28 protein-coding genes are annotated in these 21,391 nt (G+C 35.3%); 4 read left to right on the forward strand and 24 right to left on the reverse strand.

The genetic code is table 11. The annotated features are described in order from the left end of the window. Positions 1-46 precede the first annotated feature (46 nt). From NSS71_RS25250 to NSS71_RS25260, 3 genes are read right to left on the reverse strand one after another with little or no spacing between them, the layout of a single operon-like run. Positions 47-472 carry a hypothetical protein gene (locus NSS71_RS25250; RefSeq protein WP_341152157.1) on the reverse strand — a complete coding sequence of 142 codons (426 nt, stop codon included), beginning with the start codon at positions 470-472 and terminating at the stop codon, positions 47-49. Between the two features lie 12 nt (positions 473-484). Beyond that, positions 485-1,078 (reverse strand): replication-relaxation family protein, encoded by a 594-nt coding sequence (locus NSS71_RS25255; RefSeq protein ID WP_341152158.1) that lies wholly within the window; start codon positions 1,076-1,078, stop codon positions 485-487. After that, a complete protein-coding gene (locus tag NSS71_RS25260) occupies positions 1,014-2,309 on the reverse strand; it encodes an FtsK/SpoIIIE domain-containing protein (RefSeq protein ID WP_341152159.1) in 1,296 nt (431 codons plus the stop codon). Before NSS71_RS25260 ends, NSS71_RS25255 begins: the two co-directional genes overlap by 65 nt. Before the next feature lie 276 nt (positions 2,310-2,585). Here NSS71_RS25260 and NSS71_RS25265 point away from each other — a divergent pair, with 276 nt between their 5' ends. Together NSS71_RS25265 and NSS71_RS25270 are read left to right on the forward strand one after the other, a co-directional pair. Then, positions 2,586-2,789, forward strand: a complete 204-nt coding sequence (locus NSS71_RS25265; protein ID WP_341100281.1) for a helix-turn-helix transcriptional regulator — start codon at positions 2,586-2,588, stop codon at positions 2,787-2,789. 9 nt (positions 2,790-2,798) lie between these two features. Next, positions 2,799-3,158 carry a DUF4064 domain-containing protein gene (locus tag NSS71_RS25270; protein WP_341152160.1) on the forward strand — a complete coding sequence of 120 codons (360 nt, stop codon included), beginning with the start codon at positions 2,799-2,801 and terminating at the stop codon, positions 3,156-3,158. A gap of 13 nt (positions 3,159-3,171) precedes the next feature. On the opposite strand, the gene NSS71_RS25275 is transcribed toward NSS71_RS25270, so the two are convergent. Both NSS71_RS25275 and NSS71_RS25280 read right to left on the reverse strand, forming a co-directional pair. Beyond that, positions 3,172-3,405, reverse strand: a complete 234-nt coding sequence (locus tag NSS71_RS25275; RefSeq protein WP_341152161.1) for a LexA family protein — start codon at positions 3,403-3,405, stop codon at positions 3,172-3,174. Continuing rightward, positions 3,398-3,625 (reverse strand): WYL domain-containing protein, encoded by a 228-nt coding sequence (locus tag NSS71_RS25280; RefSeq protein ID WP_445668949.1) that lies wholly within the window; start codon positions 3,623-3,625, stop codon positions 3,398-3,400. Before NSS71_RS25280 ends, NSS71_RS25275 begins: the two co-directional genes overlap by 8 nt. A gap of 107 nt (positions 3,626-3,732) precedes the next feature. On the opposite strand from NSS71_RS25280, the gene NSS71_RS25285 reads away from it, so the two are divergent. Then, positions 3,733-4,062 carry a YolD-like family protein gene (locus tag NSS71_RS25285; protein WP_341152162.1) on the forward strand — a complete coding sequence of 110 codons (330 nt, stop codon included), beginning with the start codon at positions 3,733-3,735 and terminating at the stop codon, positions 4,060-4,062. 14 nt (positions 4,063-4,076) lie between these two features. Next, positions 4,077-4,433: a hypothetical protein gene (locus tag NSS71_RS25290; protein WP_341152163.1), complete on the forward strand. Its 357-nt coding sequence runs from the start codon at positions 4,077-4,079 to the stop codon at positions 4,431-4,433. Positions 4,434-4,899: 466 nt separating this feature from the next. On the opposite strand, the gene NSS71_RS25295 is transcribed toward NSS71_RS25290, so the two are convergent. The 19 genes from NSS71_RS25295 to NSS71_RS25380 form a co-directional block, all read right to left on the reverse strand. Continuing rightward, the gene (locus NSS71_RS25295; RefSeq protein WP_341152164.1) at positions 4,900-5,802 is read right to left on the reverse strand and encodes a peptidoglycan-binding protein; all 903 of its coding nucleotides are present in this window, start codon (positions 5,800-5,802) and stop codon (positions 4,900-4,902) included. Between the two features lie 137 nt (positions 5,803-5,939). Continuing rightward, a complete protein-coding gene (locus NSS71_RS25300; RefSeq protein ID WP_341152165.1) occupies positions 5,940-6,200 on the reverse strand; it encodes a phage holin in 261 nt (86 codons plus the stop codon). Continuing rightward, entirely contained in the window at positions 6,197-6,484 is a 288-nt protein-coding gene (locus NSS71_RS25305; protein WP_341152166.1) for a hemolysin XhlA family protein, read from the reverse strand. Before NSS71_RS25305 ends, NSS71_RS25300 begins: the two co-directional genes overlap by 4 nt. A 76-nt stretch (positions 6,485-6,560) precedes the next feature. Next, positions 6,561-6,725 carry a hypothetical protein gene (locus NSS71_RS25310; RefSeq protein ID WP_341152167.1) on the reverse strand — a complete coding sequence of 55 codons (165 nt, stop codon included), beginning with the start codon at positions 6,723-6,725 and terminating at the stop codon, positions 6,561-6,563. Positions 6,726-6,736: 11 nt separating this feature from the next. Further along, on the reverse strand, positions 6,737-7,726 hold the full coding sequence (locus NSS71_RS25315; RefSeq protein ID WP_341152168.1) for a hypothetical protein: 990 nt from the start codon (positions 7,724-7,726) through the stop codon (positions 6,737-6,739). 194 nt (positions 7,727-7,920) lie between these two features. Beyond that, a complete protein-coding gene (locus NSS71_RS25320) occupies positions 7,921-8,196 on the reverse strand; it encodes a hypothetical protein (protein ID WP_341152169.1) in 276 nt (91 codons plus the stop codon). 15 nt (positions 8,197-8,211) lie between these two features. Further along, a complete protein-coding gene (locus NSS71_RS25325; protein WP_341152170.1) occupies positions 8,212-10,044 on the reverse strand; it encodes a BppU family phage baseplate upper protein in 1,833 nt (610 codons plus the stop codon). Positions 10,045-10,056: 12 nt separating this feature from the next. Continuing rightward, positions 10,057-11,841 carry a phage baseplate protein gene (locus NSS71_RS25330; RefSeq protein ID WP_341152171.1) on the reverse strand — a complete coding sequence of 595 codons (1,785 nt, stop codon included), beginning with the start codon at positions 11,839-11,841 and terminating at the stop codon, positions 10,057-10,059. 1 nt (position 11,842) lies between these two features. Continuing rightward, entirely contained in the window at positions 11,843-13,798 is a 1,956-nt protein-coding gene (locus tag NSS71_RS25335; protein ID WP_341152172.1) for a prophage endopeptidase tail family protein, read from the reverse strand. A 10-nt stretch (positions 13,799-13,808) separates the two neighbouring features. Further along, positions 13,809-14,639: a phage tail family protein gene (locus tag NSS71_RS25340; protein ID WP_341152173.1), complete on the reverse strand. Its 831-nt coding sequence runs from the start codon at positions 14,637-14,639 to the stop codon at positions 13,809-13,811. A gap of 3 nt (positions 14,640-14,642) precedes the next feature. Then, positions 14,643-18,479: a phage tail tape measure protein gene (locus NSS71_RS25345; RefSeq protein ID WP_341152174.1), complete on the reverse strand. Its 3,837-nt coding sequence runs from the start codon at positions 18,477-18,479 to the stop codon at positions 14,643-14,645. A 36-nt stretch (positions 18,480-18,515) separates the two neighbouring features. Further along, positions 18,516-18,638, reverse strand: coding sequence for a phage tail assembly chaperone GT (gpGT, locus tag NSS71_RS25770; RefSeq protein WP_268874876.1), 123 nt, complete (start codon positions 18,636-18,638; stop codon positions 18,516-18,518). A 62-nt stretch (positions 18,639-18,700) separates the two neighbouring features. Continuing rightward, a complete protein-coding gene (gene gpG, locus NSS71_RS25350; protein ID WP_341152175.1) occupies positions 18,701-19,051 on the reverse strand; it encodes a phage tail assembly chaperone G in 351 nt (116 codons plus the stop codon). Positions 19,052-19,082: 31 nt separating this feature from the next. Further along, positions 19,083-19,322: a hypothetical protein gene (locus NSS71_RS25355; RefSeq protein ID WP_341152176.1), complete on the reverse strand. Its 240-nt coding sequence runs from the start codon at positions 19,320-19,322 to the stop codon at positions 19,083-19,085. A 4-nt stretch (positions 19,323-19,326) separates the two neighbouring features. Then, the gene (locus NSS71_RS25360; RefSeq protein ID WP_341152177.1) at positions 19,327-19,938 is read right to left on the reverse strand and encodes a major tail protein; all 612 of its coding nucleotides are present in this window, start codon (positions 19,936-19,938) and stop codon (positions 19,327-19,329) included. A gap of 11 nt (positions 19,939-19,949) precedes the next feature. Beyond that, positions 19,950-20,333: a hypothetical protein gene (locus NSS71_RS25365; RefSeq protein WP_341152178.1), complete on the reverse strand. Its 384-nt coding sequence runs from the start codon at positions 20,331-20,333 to the stop codon at positions 19,950-19,952. Further along, the gene (locus NSS71_RS25370) at positions 20,333-20,725 is read right to left on the reverse strand and encodes a hypothetical protein (RefSeq protein ID WP_341152179.1); all 393 of its coding nucleotides are present in this window, start codon (positions 20,723-20,725) and stop codon (positions 20,333-20,335) included. The genes NSS71_RS25365 and NSS71_RS25370 overlap by 1 nt, the downstream gene beginning before the upstream one ends. Beyond that, on the reverse strand, positions 20,722-21,090 hold the full coding sequence (locus NSS71_RS25375) for a phage head-tail adapter protein (protein ID WP_341152180.1): 369 nt from the start codon (positions 21,088-21,090) through the stop codon (positions 20,722-20,724). Before NSS71_RS25375 ends, NSS71_RS25370 begins: the two co-directional genes overlap by 4 nt. After that, on the reverse strand, positions 21,077-21,382 hold the full coding sequence (locus NSS71_RS25380; protein WP_445668950.1) for a phage gp6-like head-tail connector protein: 306 nt from the start codon (positions 21,380-21,382) through the stop codon (positions 21,077-21,079). Before NSS71_RS25380 ends, NSS71_RS25375 begins: the two co-directional genes overlap by 14 nt. Positions 21,383-21,391 lie beyond the last annotated feature (9 nt).

The following is a 21,391-nucleotide window of genomic DNA, read 5'->3' on the forward strand; positions in this document are numbered from 1 at the left end:
CCTTAACCCACAAAAGACATCTTATAATAAGATACCATTATCCTTATTATATAGCACCACCTATCTGTCTCAAGACATTTAATATCAATGGAGATATCTGAATCAATACATAACCTAATCCAGCGTTTTGAATTGTACTCCAAGCCTTCTCACTGTTCCCTAACATAAAGAAGAAACAACCACCTACAATAATTACGCTCGCTACTGGAAATGATAAAGCAACTAACACATCAACTAATGGATCCAATGCATGGGCCAATGTAGACAATGCCTGTTCTCCCATCCACTCTTTAGCACCTACTGTCACTGCATCGGGTGTAGCAGCAAAGGCTGGTTTAGCTAACAACAATGGAATAGTTATAGATGTACCTACTCTTCTTATAACCTTCCCTATATTAGATTTTTTCTTTTCATCAACACCCTTTTCTTTATAACTACCTGTCATAAAATCATTGAATGGTATTGTTTGCATTTAGATCACTCCTTATTTGATTTCATCAATCATATAGACCGCACAAGGCAATTCCTTACACAATTCTTTTAATTGTTTCTTTCTTAATGGAGTTGTAGTAAGCCATATCAATGGCGGGAAGTATCCGAAGTGTTTGGCTAGATGTCCAGCTTTATATAAGGCAAGATAATTACTTACTTTCGCTTTGTTCTCTTTCATTTTTTGTAATGAGTCGACTTCTAAGAAATGATATTTTCCTCCTGCTTTAAACCAGGTATCAGTTATTAAAGTTGTGATACCATCGCTTATTTTCACTTCATTAGTCCATTCAGTTGGTTTTTTAGCAAATATATAAAAGTAATTTCTAAAGATAGTGTGATTAACAAAAGGGTTCTTTCTACGTACCTTGTTAGAGTTCACATATGCCCTTCCTTCGCTGTTTAAGTAATAAATAGTGGAATACTCTTCCCGGAATGATTCTAAGTATGGGGATAGTTCTTTTAGGATTCTGTTAGTGTTTCGTACCTTCCCTAGATTGTGGATGGCCTGTAATTGATCTCGATTAAGAAAGTCCAGTTTTTTCAATGATAATAGAATTTGTTCCTGCCTTTTGGTTAATTGTTTCAACTGGTTTCACCTCTCTTATATGAGGGTCGATTGTGGATTGAATCTCACCTGGAGTAATTAATGGTGTTTGAACGATGACTCTTTTATCTGCTGTTTGATAAATTGCACGACCTTTTATTTGCGGTAATTGTTCTGCTCCGGTTTCGTCTAACACAACTCTTGAAGCTGTGGAAGACTGTACACGAAAGCATAGCTTTGCATCACTGTTCTGTTTACACTGTCTTGGAATAACGTCACCTGTTGGATATTGTGTAGCTAATACTAACCTAAAACCAAGTCCAGCTCCTAACCTTGATATTTGACTCATATACTTTTGACATTGTTTTTTTAATTCTCTTTCTTCACGATCCACTGCTTCTTCTGGGTTCAATTCCCCAACTTCATCAATGAAGATAAAATGCCTTTCTGATATCCCAGCTTCTTGCACATTCTTTTTCCCTATCTTTCTCACCCTCTGCTGCATCTTCCTCATTTCGTTATAAGCATTCTCTAATATATCCCTAGCTTCTTCTGGCTCATAAGCGATTGATACTGTCTGTTTAATGTTTTCATAGTCACATAGTTCCACACCGCCCTTTAAATCGACTAAATGAAGCTTTATGTTGTTTGGCTGCTGTTTAATGAGTGAAGTAATTATTCCGTTAATAAGATTAGATTTACCGTACCTAGTAGCTCCGCCTAATACAAAGTGTGGAATTTTTTCAAAATCATGAAGGATATATTTATTCTTTTCCCTCATAATTCCTATTGGTACTTCCCATGCTTTACCTTCGAACATGTCAATTAATTTTGGCATTGGCTCGTTGTATACTCTGACTATTAACATTCCATCATAAGAGAGCTCTATTTCCTTCCTATCAGTGAGTTTTCTTTGATATAGGCTTCTTATATTCGAAAGTAATTCAGAATCAAATTTGAGCTCTTTTAGGTCTCTTAATTGAAGTTTTACTGAACGTGTATTTAATCCTGCTTCAATTGATTTTTGTTTAGATAAATAATCCTCAAAACTTCTTCCAAGTGGAATACGATATCGATATTCTGTACCCCAATCATAGTTCCTTTTCTTTACTAATTGTGTGGTTAAAGTCTGCTTTCCATCCTTCACATTAAGACCTGAAAGAGCAAAAATTTTATTTAGTTTCTTCGAGTCGTTACTCAATCCGTTCTTTGACAAATGAGCTTGAAAGGCAAGCCCTCCCATAATTGCTGTAGTGAGTACTTCAAATATCAATCGGGTTTCCTCCTTCCTGCGCCACCTCTTTATAGATTCTTTAGAATCTATCCCATTAATCAAGCATGTAAAATAATAGCTTTAAAGATTGATATAATAACATCTGGTATATTCCCGAACGAGCTACTAGAGTAGTAATTCATTTGGTATAGTAAATGGTATGGAATTTGGAATTGTAATATGCCTGTCCTTCACAAAAAAACTGTGCATATATTTAATGTATTTTTGTTAAAGGATTTACATTCTAATTGTGGAATATTATTAGTGGTGATGAATATGTTGATAAGTAATATAGGAAAGTTAATAGACGAATCCCCTTATAAAAATGAATATGTTATGATGTATATGGAAGTATCTAGAAATACTTTATCTAACTGGCGAACAGGAAAATCTTTTCCTTCAGTTCCTAAATTATATAAATTATCTAGACTTCTAGGAGTCACCATTGAAGAGTTATATGAATACATCGAGAATAAATAGGAGGAAAAAATGAATCGATCTGCAGAATATACATTATCTATGATTGCATCTATACTTTTGACTATATCTTGGATTATAGGTGTTATTATTTTCTTTTTAATAGTGTTAGGACCATCTATTGATGACCTTTCAATGTTTCTTGTATTATATCTATTTATATATTCGCTTATTTCTTTACCATTGGTTACCTTAATATGGGTATCGACTTTTAAAATCAAAAAGAATAATCAAAAGTGGGGAATTTTCACGCTTGTAGTAGGTGTCCTTTATACATTTTCTGTATATGTTGTTCCAGGAGTACTTTTATTAATTTCTGGAATATTAATGGTGACGAAAAATAACCGCGATAAGACATCTATTCAAGCATAAAAACAAGCCCTTCTCAAACGAGTTGGGCTTCTTTCTTTATAATCGATAAAGTTCTCGGGCATCCTTCTTCCCACGTAACATACCCTGCATTCTTCAGCTTTGAAAGATAGGTACTCACAGTTGAACTTGATTTTAAATTTACTATTTCAGCTAATTTTCTATATGAAGGTGGATAACCATTTTCACTAATATAAGTTTCTATTGCGTTAAGAACATTTTGTTGTTTTTGCGTTAATTGTTTATGCATGCAATAATTCCCCCTGCTCTCTTTTGAAGGAAGCAGCTAAGATGGAATCAACTTTAAAGATTCGTGGCTGTTTCTTTGCTAAGCAATATGCCTTTATATATGTTTCAGTTACTCCATATACTAAAATGGATCGTTGAGATACTGAATTATCTTTCTTAATATAGATAATCTCAATTGGTTTACCTTCCACAAATGCTCTTTCTAGTTGCTTAATCATCATAAACTACCTCCTTTTTCAATTATTATATACGAACATTCGTTCGAAAACAATATTGAAATCGAACAATTGTTCTTATATAATTATCCTATCGAAAAGGAGATGGGGATATGTTAAAAGACCGGGGTACGAAAAAATGGGTAGCGATGATGCTGCCTGAACATGTAGCAGCTGTGAAAAATGAAATTAATAATCAAGATAAGATTGAACAACCTGTTTTAGATGAAGATAAATTAAACGATATAGACATACTAATACATGAAGCTATGGAATATAATCAGCTGCTTAAATTCAGCTTATTTAGTAATGGTTACATAAATACTTTATATGGCCGTACTGTTTATATTGACTATCTTAATAATCAGTTACGTATCCAGGATGAGAAAGATCAAATTCATTACGTATCCTTTAGAAAACTTGTGGACGTAGAAAGAACATAAATGGAGCAAATGCTATGAGTAGACTTAATGATGAAGAAAGAGACATTTTTGAGAATGCTATATACTTACCAATGTTGCTGACCGTATTGGATCGTGACTTTAAGGTAGCTGAGACGGCCCCGTTTAAACTCAACCAAGTTTACCTTAATCTGATCGAGCACACTATGAAGAAAGTACAGAAGGATATGAGAGAAAATAAAACAACAATGTATAAACGTAAGTGGAAACTAGTGAAAGGTGAAAACGATGGAGTATTTACCGAGTACAATTTCTATTTCAAGGGTTACCATGAAGTACATAGATATTTTAATGCTAACTTAAAAAACACTACTGAGAAGCTTCTAAATTATTATTTTTTACATCGTCATTGATCTGCGGAAAGTTATTTAAGAATGTTTCAATTAGGAGTTTAAGTTCTGTGGAGTCTTTCGCGGATTCGTACTGTTCTTTCAGCTGAAGCAATATTTCAAAGTCGGTCATTTTATCCCTCCTTTCTATAGGAGGATTCTTTATTGTGGAAGTAAATTCCTTTTAGTTCACAAAAAATACAAAATAAAAACCTACTCAATCGAGTAGGAAAAATTAAATACCTCCGCCGCCACCTGGGTCAGAATGCCAGCCTGTTCCGCCACCTGGATCATGGTGACCAGAACCTCCTCCCGGGTCTTTAGTATATGGTCTTCCGCCGCCTGGATCTTTCATTGTACATTCCTCCTTTAATTTTCTTAATATGTAATTCGACAATTAATTTAATAATCCTTTAGAAAATAAAAAATGCCCCACTCCGAAGAGTAGGGCTGTATGAGGTAATCATGTTGTAAAATTATTTTATGCAAGTTAGAACATTTTATTCCAAGTGTTTTTACCAACAATGCCATCTGCTTCTAATCCATGGCGTTTTTGATATGCTTGTACAGCCTTTTTAGTAGCACTACCAAAGATTCCATCAGCTGTTACTCCTACAGCACGTTGAATACGCTCAACGTCTTTCCCTTGGCTTCCAACTTTTATTAAATGCCCTGGATAAGGAACGATAGCTTCACTATTCGTTTTGTTTGATGTGGATGGCTTCTTATATTCGTCTAACTTTTTAGCTGTGACAGGACCATATACACCATCTACTGTTATTTTTACAGCTTTCTGAAAAGATTTGACTGCATTAACTGTCTCATCTCCATAATGTCCGTCTGCTCCGTATTTCGTTAGTTTAAAACCTTTATCAATTAGTTTTTGTTGCAACTTTTTAACGGCAGTTCCTTTATCTCCTTTTTCTAATACAGATGGAGTAGTAACAATCTCTGAACCAACTTTGGTTTCTTCTGGTACCACCGTTATTTTGCCAGTGTACTCCAAATGAGGATTGTCTTTAAAGCTAGTCCAGTCTCCACCCCATTCGAATCCTTTTGATTTTGCGATAGCTGCAACACGTTTCCAATCTTTGTTCACCGTCCAGTATGCCGCTGTACCTTCTTTGTTTGTTAAGCAAAAATCTACAGCAATACCTTTATTGTGATTGGATTGTCCACCTTTTGCATTTGTAACAATTGGTCCAGGCTTTGTTCTACCTTGGGCATATAACGCATCTTGTTCAGCGTTTGATCGATAACCATCTGTAATTAGAACGTAAATTCCTTCGTTGTAAGATTCTTTAATGATCTCTAATACTTTTGTTACAACAATTGCTTTCATTCCAGAACCCATACGTTTAATAGCTTTATCTTGCAATGTTTTCAAACTCATATTATTCACACTCCTTAATATTTTTCATCCAAGATATCTGGATCTTCTTCCGCTTTAAAGACTAATGACAAGATTAATAACCATTGTTTTAACATTGATACATCACTCCATAAAAAAGAGCAGCTATTAAGCCACTCTTACTTTGTTTTTGATTGATTTTTAGCTAAGTTATGAGCAACTAATAAATCTTTTTGCTTTTTACCTTTCGCAGTAACATAATTGTTTTTAAACCAAGCAATTACAGCTGTTACAAACGTAAATATCGCGGAAATAAATGCTGTTTGTTCCTCCGCTGTACCTGGTATTTCATAAAGCTCAAAACTAACTAAAAATTGATTCACTAAAGCAATAAATAATACAATCGTTCTAATAATAGTTCCTCTATCCATTTTAATCATCCTCCAATTTTAATTGCTGCATAAAAAATGGCTACTGCTCCACCGATTAACGCAACAATGAGTGCATTAGTAATCGATCGCCGTAACCATTTCGTATCCTCATTAATTTCTCTTAATGTTTCTTTAATATCTTTGATGTCGTGTTCATGAATGTCTGTTTTTCTTTCCAATTTGTCTATCCTATCATGATCTTTGTCTTGAACTTCTTTTAACCTTTTTAACTCACTCTGTACTGACTCTTTCCAGATGTCCACATCAACTTGCACCTCCTGTTGCGTTGTCATTTCCCCATCCCCCTTTTCTCTCTGTAATCATGGACTCACCTCCTTAAAGGTAATAAAAAAGAGCCCTCAAAAGGACTCATTTAATTTCTTCAATTATTATTCTCGCTTTTGTAAAATTAGATAAAGTGTTAAAAAGTATTTCGTTATTTTCATCATCGAATACTTCTATCCAGGAAATATTTTCTCCATCTGATTTTTGAGCAACCCCCACTTCAACTAATCCTTCTATTATCTTTTTCATTTTGTCACCCCTTAACTAAAGGTAAGACGAATAAACCACTCGTTAACCTCATCAAATGACTTCGTTTTTTCGCTTTTTTTATTTCTATAATTTAATTCAGGATGGTTTAAGTACATTTCAATCAATACTCTCCTAACTATTGAATCTAGTTTTTTACTAGTCTGAGGTAAGACATCATGTGTTTTTGATTTTATTTCCGAACCATGTATATAATCTGATCTAATCCCATAAAAAGACACTATATCACGGAACAAGTCGTATCGTTCGTCTTTATCTTTTGCAATTAATGCAGCGGCTCTTTCTGCGACCTTATGAGTATTTTCTCCTTTAACAGCAAATAATGACTCTAAGATAGAAATATATGAAGCGATTTTTGCTGGTAAAAAGTCGTTTTTTCTAGCGATATCAAGAAAATGAAAAGCTCTCTCGAAACTTGGGATATCAAACGTAAGGTAAGCGCTCATATTTTCTAAAGTACTCGCAGAAACATTTATCTTATTAGTCTCTATTTTAGTCATAAACTTTAGTAATATGTCAAACCACTTTATCGCTTCATTTAGTTCTTCTTTAGAGAAATCTACAAGATCAAATTTAGCTTTAGAATCTGAATAATAAACATTTCTTTTTAATATCGAAGGTTCCAAAAAAGCACCATTACTAGAAATTGTTACAAAATAAGGCGTAACAGCATTGTCCTTTATAAACCATAAAGCAGTAGAAAAATTTTGAGCTAATACGTATTCATTGTTTATAATTACACTTCTTTTGTTTTTATCACCAATTGAATTTTCAATCACACTTACTAATGCATAATTATTACATAACGTGTTCGATATCTCAGTACCAAATCTTAATTGATAATTATATGATTCAACAATAGCACGTAATACCTTTTCCCGATATATAATATTAAATATTTTACCGGTTTCACATTTAAGCTTAATAGGATTGTTGTATCCTAACACTTTAAAATTTTTAAGTGAGCAAGCAATAAAATCCATAATAATCCCCCTATATATCCCCAAATTTTTATGGTATAATAGGAGTAACAACACACCGATTATACCAAGACCTCACAGGGTTGCAGCCCATATGTGAGGTCTTTTTCTTTTATGATAAAACCAAACTGCGAAATTAGCAATAATTAGAAAATATTAATAGCATCTTAGCTATAGAGCTCTAATGCTCAATCATACTAAACTTCTTCCAATACAATTTCTGCATCTTTAAACTCATCTATCTCTTTTAAATGAACATATCCACTCGTAATTAAGTCAGATGAAGTATACTGGAAACTGTGTGATCTCGTAAATAAAACCGGAAAACCAACATCAGCAGATTCTTTAGAAGCATAAGCATTTACATTATAGGTAACATTATCTTTGTTACCAATGAAAGAAGAAATTTTATAATAAACTGTTTGAGCAATCAAACCATTTTCTAATTGTACGTTTCTTTTTAATAATCCCATCGAAAAATCTCCATTCTAAGGTAAATTAATTATGTTTCTATTGATTTTTATTTCCGCTCCCTCTAAAGAGATCCATTGGTTTCCACTTGTTGGAGCGATTAATGTCTCTACTTTGATATTACCATTAATATCTACCAGTAATACTCCGCCGCCTCCACGAGTACCAACATGTATAAAAGTTGCAGCGGCAAATGAAATCGGCAAAGTAAATATAGTTGTTCCTGGTGTTACGGTTCCTGCTAAAATAACACCTCTTAATTTCACAGAACCATTTTCAATCCAGTAACCGGGAGTTCTAAAGTTTGCTATTGTACTCCAACCATTTTGAAGACTACTAGATAACGAGGTTGGTTCAGATTGTGCAAAAAGCAACTTCATTGCTCTAGGAAAGATAGTTTCATAAATAATATCCGCTATCCAAATATTCATTATTTCTTTTGGATGTATTGAGCTTGCCCCATCATATGCGCTATCCATGTAATCATAGGCATTACGACTTGACTGTAAATAAGCATAAGTATCAATAAATACACACTGGAATTCTCTAGCAAGTCGTTTTAGTCCATTTACCATGCTTTCATACCACAACTCACTTCGTCCGTGTTCATAATCACTAGTTGTATTAGGCATCATAAGTACAACGGACATTTGGGCATACGTTTTAGTTTGACGAATTTTTTCTAAACCAGCCCTCATGTTTTTCATAAAATCATCTAGATTGGATCCACTTGCAGGATCGTTAATTCCCCATCTAATGATCATCATATCAGCATTCACTGCTAAATCTCCATCGATGTAATCATTGATCCAATTCCATGATGTTTTTCCGGATTGACCTCGATTGACGGTCATAACATTATAAAAACCATCATTTGTTGCTAATGTCTGAATTAACTCGTTAATCTTGTAGCCATTAATAAAGCCAAGGTTCGCTGTTGTGGAATCACCTGTAAAACAGATAGATACACTACTTCCAGCAGCAATACGACGATGAAAATAAGATAAATATTCTTGTCCAAAAACGAGGCGGTTATATTTGTCTGCGTAAGAGTTGTATAGGTAACCATCAGTCTGCCTAACTAATTTTATACTATCAGATGAATCTAAGCCTTTAGGAGCTTCTATACTTGTAACAACGGCTGTCCCGTTACCTAAAAGCTTTTTCCCTGTCGCTATCGCTTGATTGATATAGCCGGTATCATTTGATGATCCATCTAATTTAGCACCTAACTGTTTAGGATAAACTCCTGTCTCTTCCTCCACAGTCGCCAACTGTGCGTTAGTGGAATCGAGTTCCGACTTCTTAGCGACTTGATTCTGTTCGATCAAAGCGATAGCTTCATCCGCTTTTTCCTTTGCCACTTCTACCTCAGAACCAACGGTTGTTATGATCTCCTTTGTTTCGTCTGCCATGGAGTTAATGGTGGATTTCAAAGTTTCAAAATCATCCACATAAAACTCTGTAAGCACTGGTATATCCTCATCAACCAATGCTTGTAAAATGGTAAACGTAAATCTGTGAACAGACATCTTCTGTTCTTCATAGTTTAGATATAGCTCTGCTATAACCTTTCCATAATGCTTTAATTGCTCTGATGTTAATTTGTATTCTGCAATTCCATTTACCTTATCAACAATTGTAACAGTATTTGTAAATTTACTGCCATCACTCATTCGCATTACAAGTTTTCCCACTACTGCATTTAAAGGCATTTCCACTCCGTCTTTAAATAAATAAAAGGTCAGCTTAGCCGACCCTTCATCTTGTGTGGAAAAACGTATATTAGATGTTATGCTTTGAGTACCAATAGCTGATATGTTAAATGTTAAATCGGCATTCTTATCCATGTTTTCACCTTCCTACCCTAACGGGATACTCGTATCAAAATACACGCCTGTCATGTTTTCTGGTTCATTCACGTTATATCCTAATCCAACGATTTCCCCATTACTTCTAAACACAATAGTTCGTGTTCCTGTAGTTCCTATTGTTGGTACATTTTTAACGACATTTTTATTTGGTCGTTTCCCAGATGGCAATAATCCGTATACAGTACCGTTCGCTGTCGGCATGCTCATTTCTCCGCGAAACTTAATTTCATTTCCATCAATACAATACTGAGTCTTAGCATTAGAATCTGGATTGCTTGCACCGTTTTGTAAAGGAAGGTCAATCCAATCTAGGTCTTGTCCGCTTGGTAAAGCTACAAATTCTCCTGGCGCTTCGTCTCTTGGAACAACCCTTACAAAGATTTTCACAGGTCTACCTACTGAATTACGGAACATAAATTGCAACATGGATCCGTTTGGCTCCCTAGATCCATTCTTCAACCAATAACCACCTGTTCCCGGTGCTGGATGATCTGGAAATTGAAAAGATTCTTCAGACCTTATATAGGTTTCTTGATTAGGGGTATTAATATCAGAAAGCAATTTATCTGTATCAGAAACACCAGCAGACTTGCTATTGGCTCCTGTAACCCCATATTGAGCACCTTGCATTAATATAGAAGCAAACTTCTCGTGATTTCCCTTTTGATGATAAGCATATATTTTGATAATTCTTTTTCCTTGTCCACCTGTTACCACAGAAGCGAATAGAGTTTTCTTACCTGTTTTCTTGTCCTTGTATAAGAAAATCCCTTCCGGTTCACGAAAGTTGTTTTCGTATACGCCTTGATTGTTTTTTCCGAATGAACAAGTGATTCTTTTTTTGATTTTCCCATCTATAAAGCTGAAAAGGCATAATTCATCAGGATAATTAGCGCTGTTTGTATCTCCAGTTCTCCAATATAAATCATAATTATCAATCGTCATTCCTTGCATGTACATGAGGTCAGAAGGAATGGTGACGGACCCTAATATTTTATTGATACCTTTCTTCACATCCGATAGGCTTCTTAATTCAATAACATCATTTTTCCCTGTAGCGTTTATGCGGAAAGCGATTAATCCATTTTGAACATCTGTAACAACTGAAGTGTAATGGTTATTAAATCTGTCATAGATTGTTGTTTCTTCCACACTGTTGATGGTTGTTCCGCCTTTATATTGGACTCTAACAACTTCGTGATCTATGACTTTGCCAGTTGCATCTACAACTTCATAATTGGTCCATATATAGACTTTTCCATTTTCACGTTCAATCCCAAAGGAAGTACCATGTCCTCCATATTTAAGCGCCATGCTGTCAATATAAGCACCGTTTTTATCCAATCTCGAAATGGTGAAACTTTCTACACCAGAAGTTAATCCATTTACTTGTGAAATATAAATTTCTTCCGTTTCTTCATCCCATACAGGAGCTTGTAATACTGTTCCTTCAATACCTGATAAAATAGCGTGAAAGATTGGATTAATGGTTGAATAATCAAATTCTGTGTCTAAAACAGAATCAAGCTTTTTATCTGTATCTGCAAGGTGATCGTACAGAACATCATATAATTTACCGTCATATCTTAATCGAGCATCTACAATTTCTGGCCAATCTGATTTTCTTAAGATTAAATTGCTTATTCTTTTCATAGCTAAAGCAATATCTTTGATTCGATTGTTGTTTTCGGCTTCAATCATATCGAAATTTTCATTTTGTTTTCTTCTAAATACACTGCCTTGAAAATTTTCTAACAATCTATTTAATTTCACTTTATTCCCCTCCTTCTTCCATTTCTTCAATAACTTCAACCAAAGATAAATTTCCATTGTCATCAACATTGAAGCTGAATTTTTTACCATTTGGTGATGTTAAGTACATGTAATCAGCTGATAAATCAATTCTTTCTGTAATATCATCAATAGTTTCATCAGGTAAGGAACCAAAACATTTGCTTAAATCCACGCCATCAGGAGTGATTACATCAGATTCATTCCCTTCTTCATCCACAACACTTATCGCACCATTACCCATATATACAACTCCGGATTCTACTGGTGCATCAGATAGTTCAACATTTGCTATAGACATTCTTTGAACAGGAACATTTTTAATTCTTGTTGTTTTAATACCTCGTTCATTATCAAATTCAACCTTGCCATTTACAGCAGCAATGGCTTTGGAAGCTTCTTGGAAAGAAGGAAAATTCCGTGTTAATGTATTACTTACACCCGATAATTGTTTATTTAAATCGGTTATAGATTTTTTTAATTGATTTTGTATTTTAAGCATATCTTTTTGTGCATTACTGAAAGTTAAACTTTGCGGCTGTCTAGTATACGGATGCGGAGACCTAAGGCTAACTAGTTTTACATCTGAACTAATACCTAAAGGCTCATGAATGAGTAACCACACGTCTCTTACATCAACCAATTCTGTTCCTGTATAAATAATGTTTAGGGATAAGTCTGGATAGTCCCTCAATTGGCTTTTAGCAAACTCTAATAGTTCATTTCTATCTGTAATAGTGTCGTTCGAGACAGGAGCAGCCTGTTTCTTTCCCCACTCTTTATAAGCTGGGGATAAATAAGTAACGACTGCTTCATAGCGATTATCACCTTCGTTTTGCTGATATACATTAGCTACGGGATTATTTAGTTCTAAAGTTGCTGCCTCTTGCGTATAGACATTCTTTGTTTTGCGAACGATTTTCCCTTGTTTATTTACTTTGCTATATGTTTCTTGATGCTTTATTTTTTTTGTATTTGGATTCTTTGTATCTGTTCCAGTGAACTTAATATTGCATTTGTGCTTTTTGTTTTCTAATCCTCGAATGGTTAGAACCAATGTGCCACCACTTTCACTGTAAGTTGTTCCGTTTTTACCATTGGATCCATCGACATCTATATGAACTTTGCCTCCAAGCTTAGTCTTCTTAAAGTAAACATCTACCCCAGTTCCGGTAAATTCAAAAGAAGCCGTGCTATCCTTTGTGGAAGTAACTCCATTCGACCACTTGTCCGAATAACTTAAAGATGATTGTGATATAGATTGTTCTGTTTTATAGTCCTTATTTTCTTTTTCTTTTCCATATGCTTTGATATACGTTTTAAGATTAGTAATATCTTCAGAAACACTTACTTCATTGGTATTGTAAAGATAACGGAATGTCCGCTGGACTTCTCGATACCATTCATCTTCACTATATAAGAGCAACTTCTTGTTGTCGGCATAAAAAACAGCACCGAATGTTCCGCATGCTATGTCATTTATAATATTTAATCCATCATTAGCGCTTATGCTGTCTATCTTTTGTTTAGGAAAATTGCCGATGATTTCATAGGAAAAACCTAGTTCATTTCCACCAATCGCAAATTCCATTAGATCATCTAAACTATATTCAGCAGGACTTTCTTTTGAATTGTATTGATAGTGGTCTCTTATAGTGAAACTAACATGTACAGCTGTTATTTCTTTCGTTTGCATTTTCCCTACCACTCTTGGAACACACTGTTTTATAACAAATTCTTGTCCCTCGTAAATAATCGTCGCATCCCCAGTAAGTAAGCTAAAAGAAAAATTGTTATAAGCTGTTTCATAAACAGTAAATGATAATTGGCGAGAAGTATTTTTCTCATAATCATAAGAAAAGCTGCCATAATCAATATCGATTAATATTTCTTCATAAGTATCTGTTTTATCTCTTACAAGCAAGATTTCATCCTTCATTTATTCCACCTCACTTGTTTACATACAGAAACGGGAAATCGAATGATATCTTACTATTTGTTAATCCTGTAAGCTCCATTTGGTTATATTGCATAGGTTTTAAGGTGATAATTCCATGGTTTGTATCTCTTCCACAATGCTGACCATTAAAAAAAGGGTAAACACCTGTTAAAACAAGTACATCACCCTTTTTCAAGCTTTTATTGTATTTAAATACATCCCCAGTGGTTTTATTGGTTAGAGTCGGTGTACCTACACCTGAAATAGCGATTGATAAATTATGTCTCATTAATGGATTGATAAGAATATCAGATGCATTATAAACCCTAAAGTTCTTTTGGTTCACAAAGACATAATTTAAATCTTCGCCTAACGGCAAGTTCATACCAATCTGCCATTTTTCCTCATCATAAGTAAAATCATTTAAGGTAGTTCCCCATGATTCTCCATACCCTTTAAATACTTCAAATTCAATCGAAAATGTTGCTGCAGTTGTATTAACCCTTGTATATTCAAAAGGCTTAGGATGAACCAAATATCGCAGACCAAGTATGTCTGAGCTTGCGATATAGTACGATTCTCTAGAATAGAAGAATTGCCATACATCTCTTATCAGTAATTGATATTCATAGATGTCCGTACTCTTCAAATAGAAATTCGCTGTTGCTGTTTTCGGACCAAAAGTCGTATATCCATCCAATTGACCATCTATGCCATCCTGTTGCTGATAGTTAGTAGATGGTTGTGGACTTGAAACGATTAATTCTAAGAATTTACAGCCTAATACTTCCTCTAATGATTGCCTTTTTCCGTTACGATCAATATATAATTGTTTCTTCACCTATCAACCACCTCCTAATTGATAATTAAGCATTCCATAATCAGTAGCCATTCTTTTTCTTACTGTGTCGGTAACTTCTCGCTCACCCAAATAAACATTATCGTTCTTTTGCAACAGTTGCATTAGTATTTGATTTTGCTTTAATGTGGCATCCAATAATTGTTCCATGACAGAATTATCCCCGCTATTAACGCTCGGTAATTGGTTAGGACGTTTATTTCCTTGGATTTGCTTACCAGCTAAAGCTAATAATTTCATTGCTTCAGTTCTTTTGCTAGGATCTGTAGGAATAACATATTCTGACCAACCACCTTCGGCCAGTCTGTATAGTCCTTCGTTGTTAATCAAACCGCCAGTGGCATAACCTACCCCTCGATATGCCTTTTCTAAGCTACCATAACGCGATACTGCATATCTAATGGATGCAATTATATTTGATAATGGATCGTAAATATCTTTGTTGTATCCTGGCATAGCATGAGCTTTAAAAGTTGGGTCAATAACCTGCATTAATCCTTTAGACGGAATACCTCTTTTAGCATTAATATCCCAAAGGTTAATTGCTTTTGGATTCCCTCCGGACTCTGTTTGCATTTGATATAACAAACGATCTAAATTAGATTCACTGAATTGATTAGTAAGCATTAATGCTTGAGTAGCAATCCCAGCCCATTGTTTAACTCCTGCTGTAGAGCCAGAAGAACTTCCCATACCTCCAAACCAATTGCTCCATATATCCTTTATCCAACTTGTTGCATATTCACCAATTAGTTTTAAAGGGCTGCCTGTGTGTTTATCTAACCAAGATGGCATTGTAATTTTTCCTAAACCAAACTTTTCTTTAACAAAGTCCCATACACTTCCTGCACCCTTAATGAATAAATCAAAGTAATCACCAATTCCATCAGCATACCCCGGGAATCCATAAGATTTTAATAATCTTTCTGTATGTTTATTTGGTAAAACGGAAGTACCTTTTGGTAAGTTGGGGTGGAATTCAGCTCCTCTTGTCCCTAGCAACCCAATTCCTAGACCCGGAAAGTGTGCTAATTCAGGTCCTTCTTCACCAACTATAGCTGGTCCTCCTGGATGACCTGTGGAAGACGTGCCATCAGCATACTTAGCTGTTATTTTTGCATTTTGCCGACGTTGTTTTTGTCTACCAGTCTCTTTAACTGTTCCTTTTTTACTAAGAGGTTCTTTTCCGAATAAGTCACGGATCCAATTCACAGCACTAAGAACACCGTTATATATTTTGTCCCATGTTCCTAATACTTCACCCGATTCCCAATTGACTTCATCAACATGTTCCTTAGCTTGATTTTGGGCTTCTTTGACAACGTCATAATGCATGTCTTGTGCTTTAGTAACTGTTTCATTTTTCTTTCTCTCAGCTTCTTTAATTATTGCATCAGCTTCATCAGCGTTAATAGAACCTGTTACATCTCGTTGATATGTTGCCCAATCCACTACTCCTTGGTATTGCTTATTTGCTTCTTTAATTGTTTCATTTGTTTCTTTTTTAGAATCCCTAACTGTATTAGCTGCTTTTTCAGCGGTAAGTATACTAGCCTGCTCTTTTAAATTCTTTAAAATTGTTGACTGTTCTTCTTTATTCTTAACCGAAGCACTTATCATGGTTTCATATTTCTTTTGCTCGATTTCATTGATTTTGTTTGAGGCTTCCTGTGTAATTACACCATGCTCATTATAACTTTCTTGTAAAATTTTTGCTTGTTCTTCATTTTGTTCCAAAACTTTCTCTTTCTTTTTATTATAATCTTCATCCATTTTCGCAAGAATTTTAGCTTCTTCATCTTTACTTAAAGCATCACTTTCAGCAAAATACTTCATCATTTTTTCTTTTTCTTTCGTGTTACGATCATCCATTTGAAGAAGTATACGATCAGTCATTTCTTGATATTTAGCAACCATGTTATCAACATGTTTTTGAGTGATTTTCTCATTAGAAAATGCCATTTTGTCTAATTTTGATGCAGTTTCATTCATCAGAGTTGTATAGTCGCCCAAAATAGACTTTGTAGATTCGGATATTTTGCCTTTAAAAATATCACTCTTGATAATCGGTTTATCCATTTCCTTATCAAGTGCGATGAAACCTAAACCTAAGCCTCCTACAGCTAACGCAGTTATACCGAGCGGTCCAGCTAAACCAGCTAAAACACCAGATAGTCCAGCACCACTTCCTAAAGCTGGAATTAATGGACCTACAATCTTAGCTAATGATCCTGCGCTTTTTGCAAGAGCCCCAACACCTATTAAAGTTGGTCCTGCGGCCGCTCCTATTCCAGCTACCGCTAAAATAGTTTTTTGGGCTTCAGGAGAAAGGTCGGTAAAAGCACTAGTAACCTTGTCTACTGTATCAGCTACTTTCGGAAGAACATCTTCTGCGATATCCAGCATTTTTTCACCGACTGGTTCCATATCAGCAACAAAGTCTCGCCAAACTTTTGAAGCGCGGGTACCAAGATTGTCTTGAAGAGCATCACTTGCCTTTTTTGTAGCTCCTTCCACATTCTTTAAGCCTTTGCTCGCACTCAACATTGCATCAAAAGCTTTTCCGCCTAAGTCTTCGTATTGGGTACCAAATAGCCCTACAGCAGCAGCATTCCGTTCTCCTTCATCTTTGGTATTCTTAATAGCTTTAACAACCTTAGCGAATGCTTTCTTGGCATCCTCTCCGCCTTTATTAAACTGCTTGGTCATTTCCTTCGCATTTAATCCAAGTGCTTTATATGCCTCTGTACTGCTCTTAGAACCATCTTTGGCGCGTAGTGTGAATTCTTTCATGGCATCCCCAATTTTGTCTAATTGAAATGCCCCACTTTCAGCTCCAGCTTTGAACTTTGCAAACATGTCTTCAGCAGACATTCCAAATTCAGCGTAATAAGTTGAGTACTCGGAAATACTATCAAGGAATTCCCCACTGTAATCCAAATTTTCTTGGAAGCCCCTAGTTATAAAGTCCATTGCATCAGATGCAGACATTCCAAATTGTTTCATCAAAATATTTATTGCTCTTAATGCTTCTTGTTGGTCAGCCCAACCTCGTTTTTCGAAGAGATCCAACCCTTTAGTTACATAGGATAAATCTACTTTACTTAAATCACCTAATGCCTTTGTAACGCCTGCTACTTTAGTTGAAACACCTTCAATGCTATCTCCGAATCCGTCTTTCCACAGTTCTGTTGCAACATTATTTAGCTTTTTTGCTTGCTTTTCAGTAATCCCTAAGTCAGCTTGGATATTTCCAGAAGCTTTATCAAATTCAAGTGCAGATTTCCCAGCAGCTATTCCAATACCTGTTATAGGAGCAGTTAAGCCAGCAGTTAGACTTGTCCCTGTGCTTTTAGCTTTATCTCCGAATTTGGTTAATGATTCTCCAGTATCAGTAATTCTGCGACCTAATCTATTGAAACCCGATTCTGCTTGCCTTTGTTCTTCTCTGAAGTCCGCCAATTCTCTTTGAGTATTTTGCAACCGTCTTTGCAAAGTATTCAGCGCAGCTACTTCATTGTTATAAGATCTTGCTGCTCTTTCCGCTTCTCGTGAACCTTCTCCATGCTCTCGAACCATTTTTTCGTATTCTTGTCTAGCAGCAGTGGTTACAGATTCCTGAACTTGCAACTTACGGTTCAATCCCGTGATAATGGTTTCATATTTGGCTACAGAACGTTCCCCGCGGTCAAAAGCAGAAAGATTAGCTTTCATTTCACTGTTAACTGTCCGCAACTGATCTTTTAAACCTTTTAAGCCTCTATTGAGAGCAGTGGAATCTAAATCTAACCCTATCGATAAGCCTTCGATTCTTTCAGCCATAATCGCCCTCCTTTCTTTACATAATCAAAAAAATCCCTAACCACCGAAAGCAGCGATAAGGGATTTTTGCTTTTTAGGTTTATTTTGTTCAACCATTAAATCAATCACGAATTGGTATGGCATATTTAAAATTTCATTAACGTCCTTACCTTGTTTCATTAACTCGCGGACGAGTTCATCCAAATATTTCTTTTGTTTGGCTGGCGAGAAATCCTCGTCCCTTAATCTTTCTTCGCCAGGTACTTTTTTGTTTCATCAGTTTGACGACCTCTTGTAATAAATATCACTTGTTCAGTTAATGTTCTAATTGCATCAGGAGCATGTAAACCATTTATTAATTGCTCTTTTGTAAATTGATTTTTGTATATATCGTTTACCACAAAATCAGCTAACTTCTCCACATATTCCTTTTCGTTTTCTTCTGTCATTTTCATAGATTCTACATTCAAATCAATAGCTTGGTATACAACGCTTAGTGGAATAAATGGTGGTGTTAAAAACTTCTCTGTTACAATTTCGCCTTCTTTTACTTCTTTAACTAGTTCGATCATATTACGTTTTAAATTAGCCATTTTCATTACCTCCATAAAAAAAGAACAGGAATTAATCCCGCTCTTTAATTAGTACTCTATTCATTTTATTTTTTGTGGATGACAATTCCTTAATTCTTGCAGGAGTTGGCTTTTTAGCTCCTTCTGCTGGATAAGGGTCATTCTTAATATAAATTCTGTCATTATCCTTCAAATCTTTAAAATCATGGACAACAACATAATTCTTTTCTTTTGTTTCTTCTTCATTTTTCATTTCTACTACTTCTTGGTTTTCAGTTGATTTTTTAGTCATCTGATTACGCTCCTTCTGGTGTAGGAGTTGTGGATGGATATGCTTGACCAAATACTGCTAGGAATAATGCGTCTCGTTGTGTAGTCGAAGTTTTGGTATCACGAGCGAATAACACTGATTTTTCTTCAGTAAAACCTTCCACTTCTCTATCCATAAATTCAGCTGTTACTTCTTCAGAAGAAAATTCAACACCATCTTGTTTTGTTTGGCCAGTAGTAGTATTTCTCATAAAGATTCCTTTCGTTAATCCAACCCACTCTTTAGATCCATCTTCGTATGTTTTCGCAAAGGCGCATGCAACATATGGAGGTGTATCAGTCGATCCATACGCATATAAGCCTTCTGTTGTTTTTTCAAGACCGAATAAAACTGCTTTGTCCTCATCTGGTAGTTTGTGAAAAGCAGATGTAACAGAAATATTTCCTGCTGAAACTGCAATTTCTGCTGTTTGGTTATCTCCATAAGCACGTACAGCTTCTTGCGGCATTTCGATATTGATTGTTTGTAAAAACTTAATTCTTTCTGGTTTTCCTATCGTTACAGCAGTACCAGTTTCGTCAATTACCGCATAGTAAAATTCATCTACACCGGTAGATGATCTATAATATTTTTCCAAGTTAATCACTCCTATAAATTATTAAAATCTTCTCGATAAACTTTCTTTCTATAACGTCTCGCAACTCGGAAAACTCCTGTAGCTTTGTCCCATTCATCAGGTCCATTAGTTTCCGAGAAACCATTTTTATCTACTAAGATTTTTCGTATCCTTTTAGCGACCAAATCCCTTGTTTTGCGGTTATCTGACCATATATCAACTTGTATCAAGCTATCTTCACTTAAATAAGTGTTGTCTGCGTAATCACCTATCCTATCGGAGTCAATAGGATCAAATACTATATAGGTGCCATTAAAATCCCCAGTTTCCGGATATTCATAGAATTTAATACGGTTACCCACATATTCTTTAATAACTTCATCAGCGATAAGAAGAGAATACATGTAATCTAACATTAAATTCCCCTCCTTAACTCCCGCTTGACCGCTTCCCGGTATGCGTTCTCTGCATTCCGCATTGCTTTGGCAATGGCCCCTTTTCCTCGTGGATTAGGATTATTAACCGTTCCCCACTCATTCAAATGAATGATTCTAAAACGATCATGTGGACCACGCCAGTGTATTTTCACTGTCCTTTGTCCTACTTTTCCAGTTGGTTCAGAAATAGTGATTTCTTCTAATGAGTAACCCTGATCTTTAAAAGTAGCGAATTGACGTTTAAGTTCTTCCACAAACACCCTTGCACCAGCTAATAATGCTCTATCACTGATTTGTTGGGTTCTTTGTTCTCCTAATCGGCCTTGTATTTCCCTAAGTAATTGGCTGTTCCCTCTGATATTTACACTCATGAAGTAACACCAGCCACAACTTTTATAAACGCACTATTCTGCGGATCCGGAAAAGTATTTTTGATATTAAATTTCTTATCACGATAGCCACGAGCATCCACAGAAACATAGTGTTTATTAGTTGGAATATAATCATCTAACGGGTCACGGATAGTGATAGTTATATCTTCAACAGTACCGTTTGTTTTCGCCTGTTCTAAATCCTTCATCCATACATTGTCTACTTTGGCTAGACACTCAAAAAGGACTTTGTCATCCCTCTCACCCGGTTCTGGACCATCATTAGGTTTATACTCATAAAACTTTACAGGAACTCTCAAATCGCCTGTATTAACTCGTGGAGGTTTATATTTAAATGGTTGCATTTAAATCATCCTCCTCGGGCAGTAAGGAAAGTCCTAAACTAGTAATCTCGCTTAAGAAATTATCTTCAAAATATTCGAGTGCATCATTATACAAATAGCGAGTACGTTCAAAAACTAATTCCTTTGCTCGTAAGTCTGTGTCCTTTTCTCCATTTACATCAAACTCTCCACAGCTATTTTTTAAAGCGGAAATAGAAAAGGACAACAATCTTTTTAAATTGTCGTCCTCACTAGAATGATATATATGCATACGTTCTTTAAATTCTTGTACTAACTCTTGTGTGATTTCCAATCACATCAA

The sequence above is a fragment of the Niallia sp. FSL W8-0951 genome (assembly GCF_038006525.1).
Taxonomy (GTDB): domain Bacteria; phylum Bacillota; class Bacilli; order Bacillales; family Cytobacillaceae; genus Niallia; species Niallia circulans.

Coding starts and splice junctions, on each gene's coding strand:
- NSS71_RS25250 (WP_341152157.1), bottom strand. CDS start 472: ATGCAAACAATACCATTCAATGATTTTATGACAGGTAGTTATAAAGAA.
- NSS71_RS25265 (WP_341100281.1), top strand. CDS start 2,586: ATGTTGATAAGTAATATAGGAAAGTTAATAGACGAATCCCCTTATAAA.
- NSS71_RS25270 (WP_341152160.1), top strand. CDS start 2,799: ATGAATCGATCTGCAGAATATACATTATCTATGATTGCATCTATACTT.
- NSS71_RS25275 (WP_341152161.1), bottom strand. CDS start 3,405: ATGCATAAACAATTAACGCAAAAACAACAAAATGTTCTTAACGCAATA.
- NSS71_RS25280 (WP_445668949.1), bottom strand. CDS start 3,625: ATGATGATTAAGCAACTAGAAAGAGCATTTGTGGAAGGTAAACCAATT.
- NSS71_RS25285 (WP_341152162.1), top strand. CDS start 3,733: ATGTTAAAAGACCGGGGTACGAAAAAATGGGTAGCGATGATGCTGCCT.
- NSS71_RS25290 (WP_341152163.1), top strand. CDS start 4,077: ATGAGTAGACTTAATGATGAAGAAAGAGACATTTTTGAGAATGCTATA.
- NSS71_RS25295 (WP_341152164.1), bottom strand. CDS start 5,802: ATGAGTTTGAAAACATTGCAAGATAAAGCTATTAAACGTATGGGTTCT.
- NSS71_RS25300 (WP_341152165.1), bottom strand. CDS start 6,200: ATGATTAAAATGGATAGAGGAACTATTATTAGAACGATTGTATTATTT.
- NSS71_RS25305 (WP_341152166.1), bottom strand. CDS start 6,484: ATGACAACGCAACAGGAGGTGCAAGTTGATGTGGACATCTGGAAAGAG.
- NSS71_RS25310 (WP_341152167.1), bottom strand. CDS start 6,725: ATGAAAAAGATAATAGAAGGATTAGTTGAAGTGGGGGTTGCTCAAAAA.
- NSS71_RS25315 (WP_341152168.1), bottom strand. CDS start 7,726: ATGGATTTTATTGCTTGCTCACTTAAAAATTTTAAAGTGTTAGGATAC.
- NSS71_RS25320 (WP_341152169.1), bottom strand. CDS start 8,196: ATGGGATTATTAAAAAGAAACGTACAATTAGAAAATGGTTTGATTGCT.
- NSS71_RS25325 (WP_341152170.1), bottom strand. CDS start 10,044: ATGGATAAGAATGCCGATTTAACATTTAACATATCAGCTATTGGTACT.
- NSS71_RS25335 (WP_341152172.1), bottom strand. CDS start 13,798: ATGAAGGATGAAATCTTGCTTGTAAGAGATAAAACAGATACTTATGAA.
- NSS71_RS25345 (WP_341152174.1), bottom strand. CDS start 18,479: ATGGCTGAAAGAATCGAAGGCTTATCGATAGGGTTAGATTTAGATTCC.
- gpGT (WP_268874876.1), bottom strand. CDS start 18,638: ATGAAACAAGGTAAGGACGTTAATGAAATTTTAAATATGCCATACCAA.
- gpG (WP_341152175.1), bottom strand. CDS start 19,051: ATGGCTAATTTAAAACGTAATATGATCGAACTAGTTAAAGAAGTAAAA.
- NSS71_RS25355 (WP_341152176.1), bottom strand. CDS start 19,322: ATGACTAAAAAATCAACTGAAAACCAAGAAGTAGTAGAAATGAAAAAT.
- NSS71_RS25365 (WP_341152178.1), bottom strand. CDS start 20,333: ATGTTAGATTACATGTATTCTCTTCTTATCGCTGATGAAGTTATTAAA.
- NSS71_RS25370 (WP_341152179.1), bottom strand. CDS start 20,725: ATGAGTGTAAATATCAGAGGGAACAGCCAATTACTTAGGGAAATACAA.
- NSS71_RS25375 (WP_341152180.1), bottom strand. CDS start 21,090: ATGCAACCATTTAAATATAAACCTCCACGAGTTAATACAGGCGATTTG.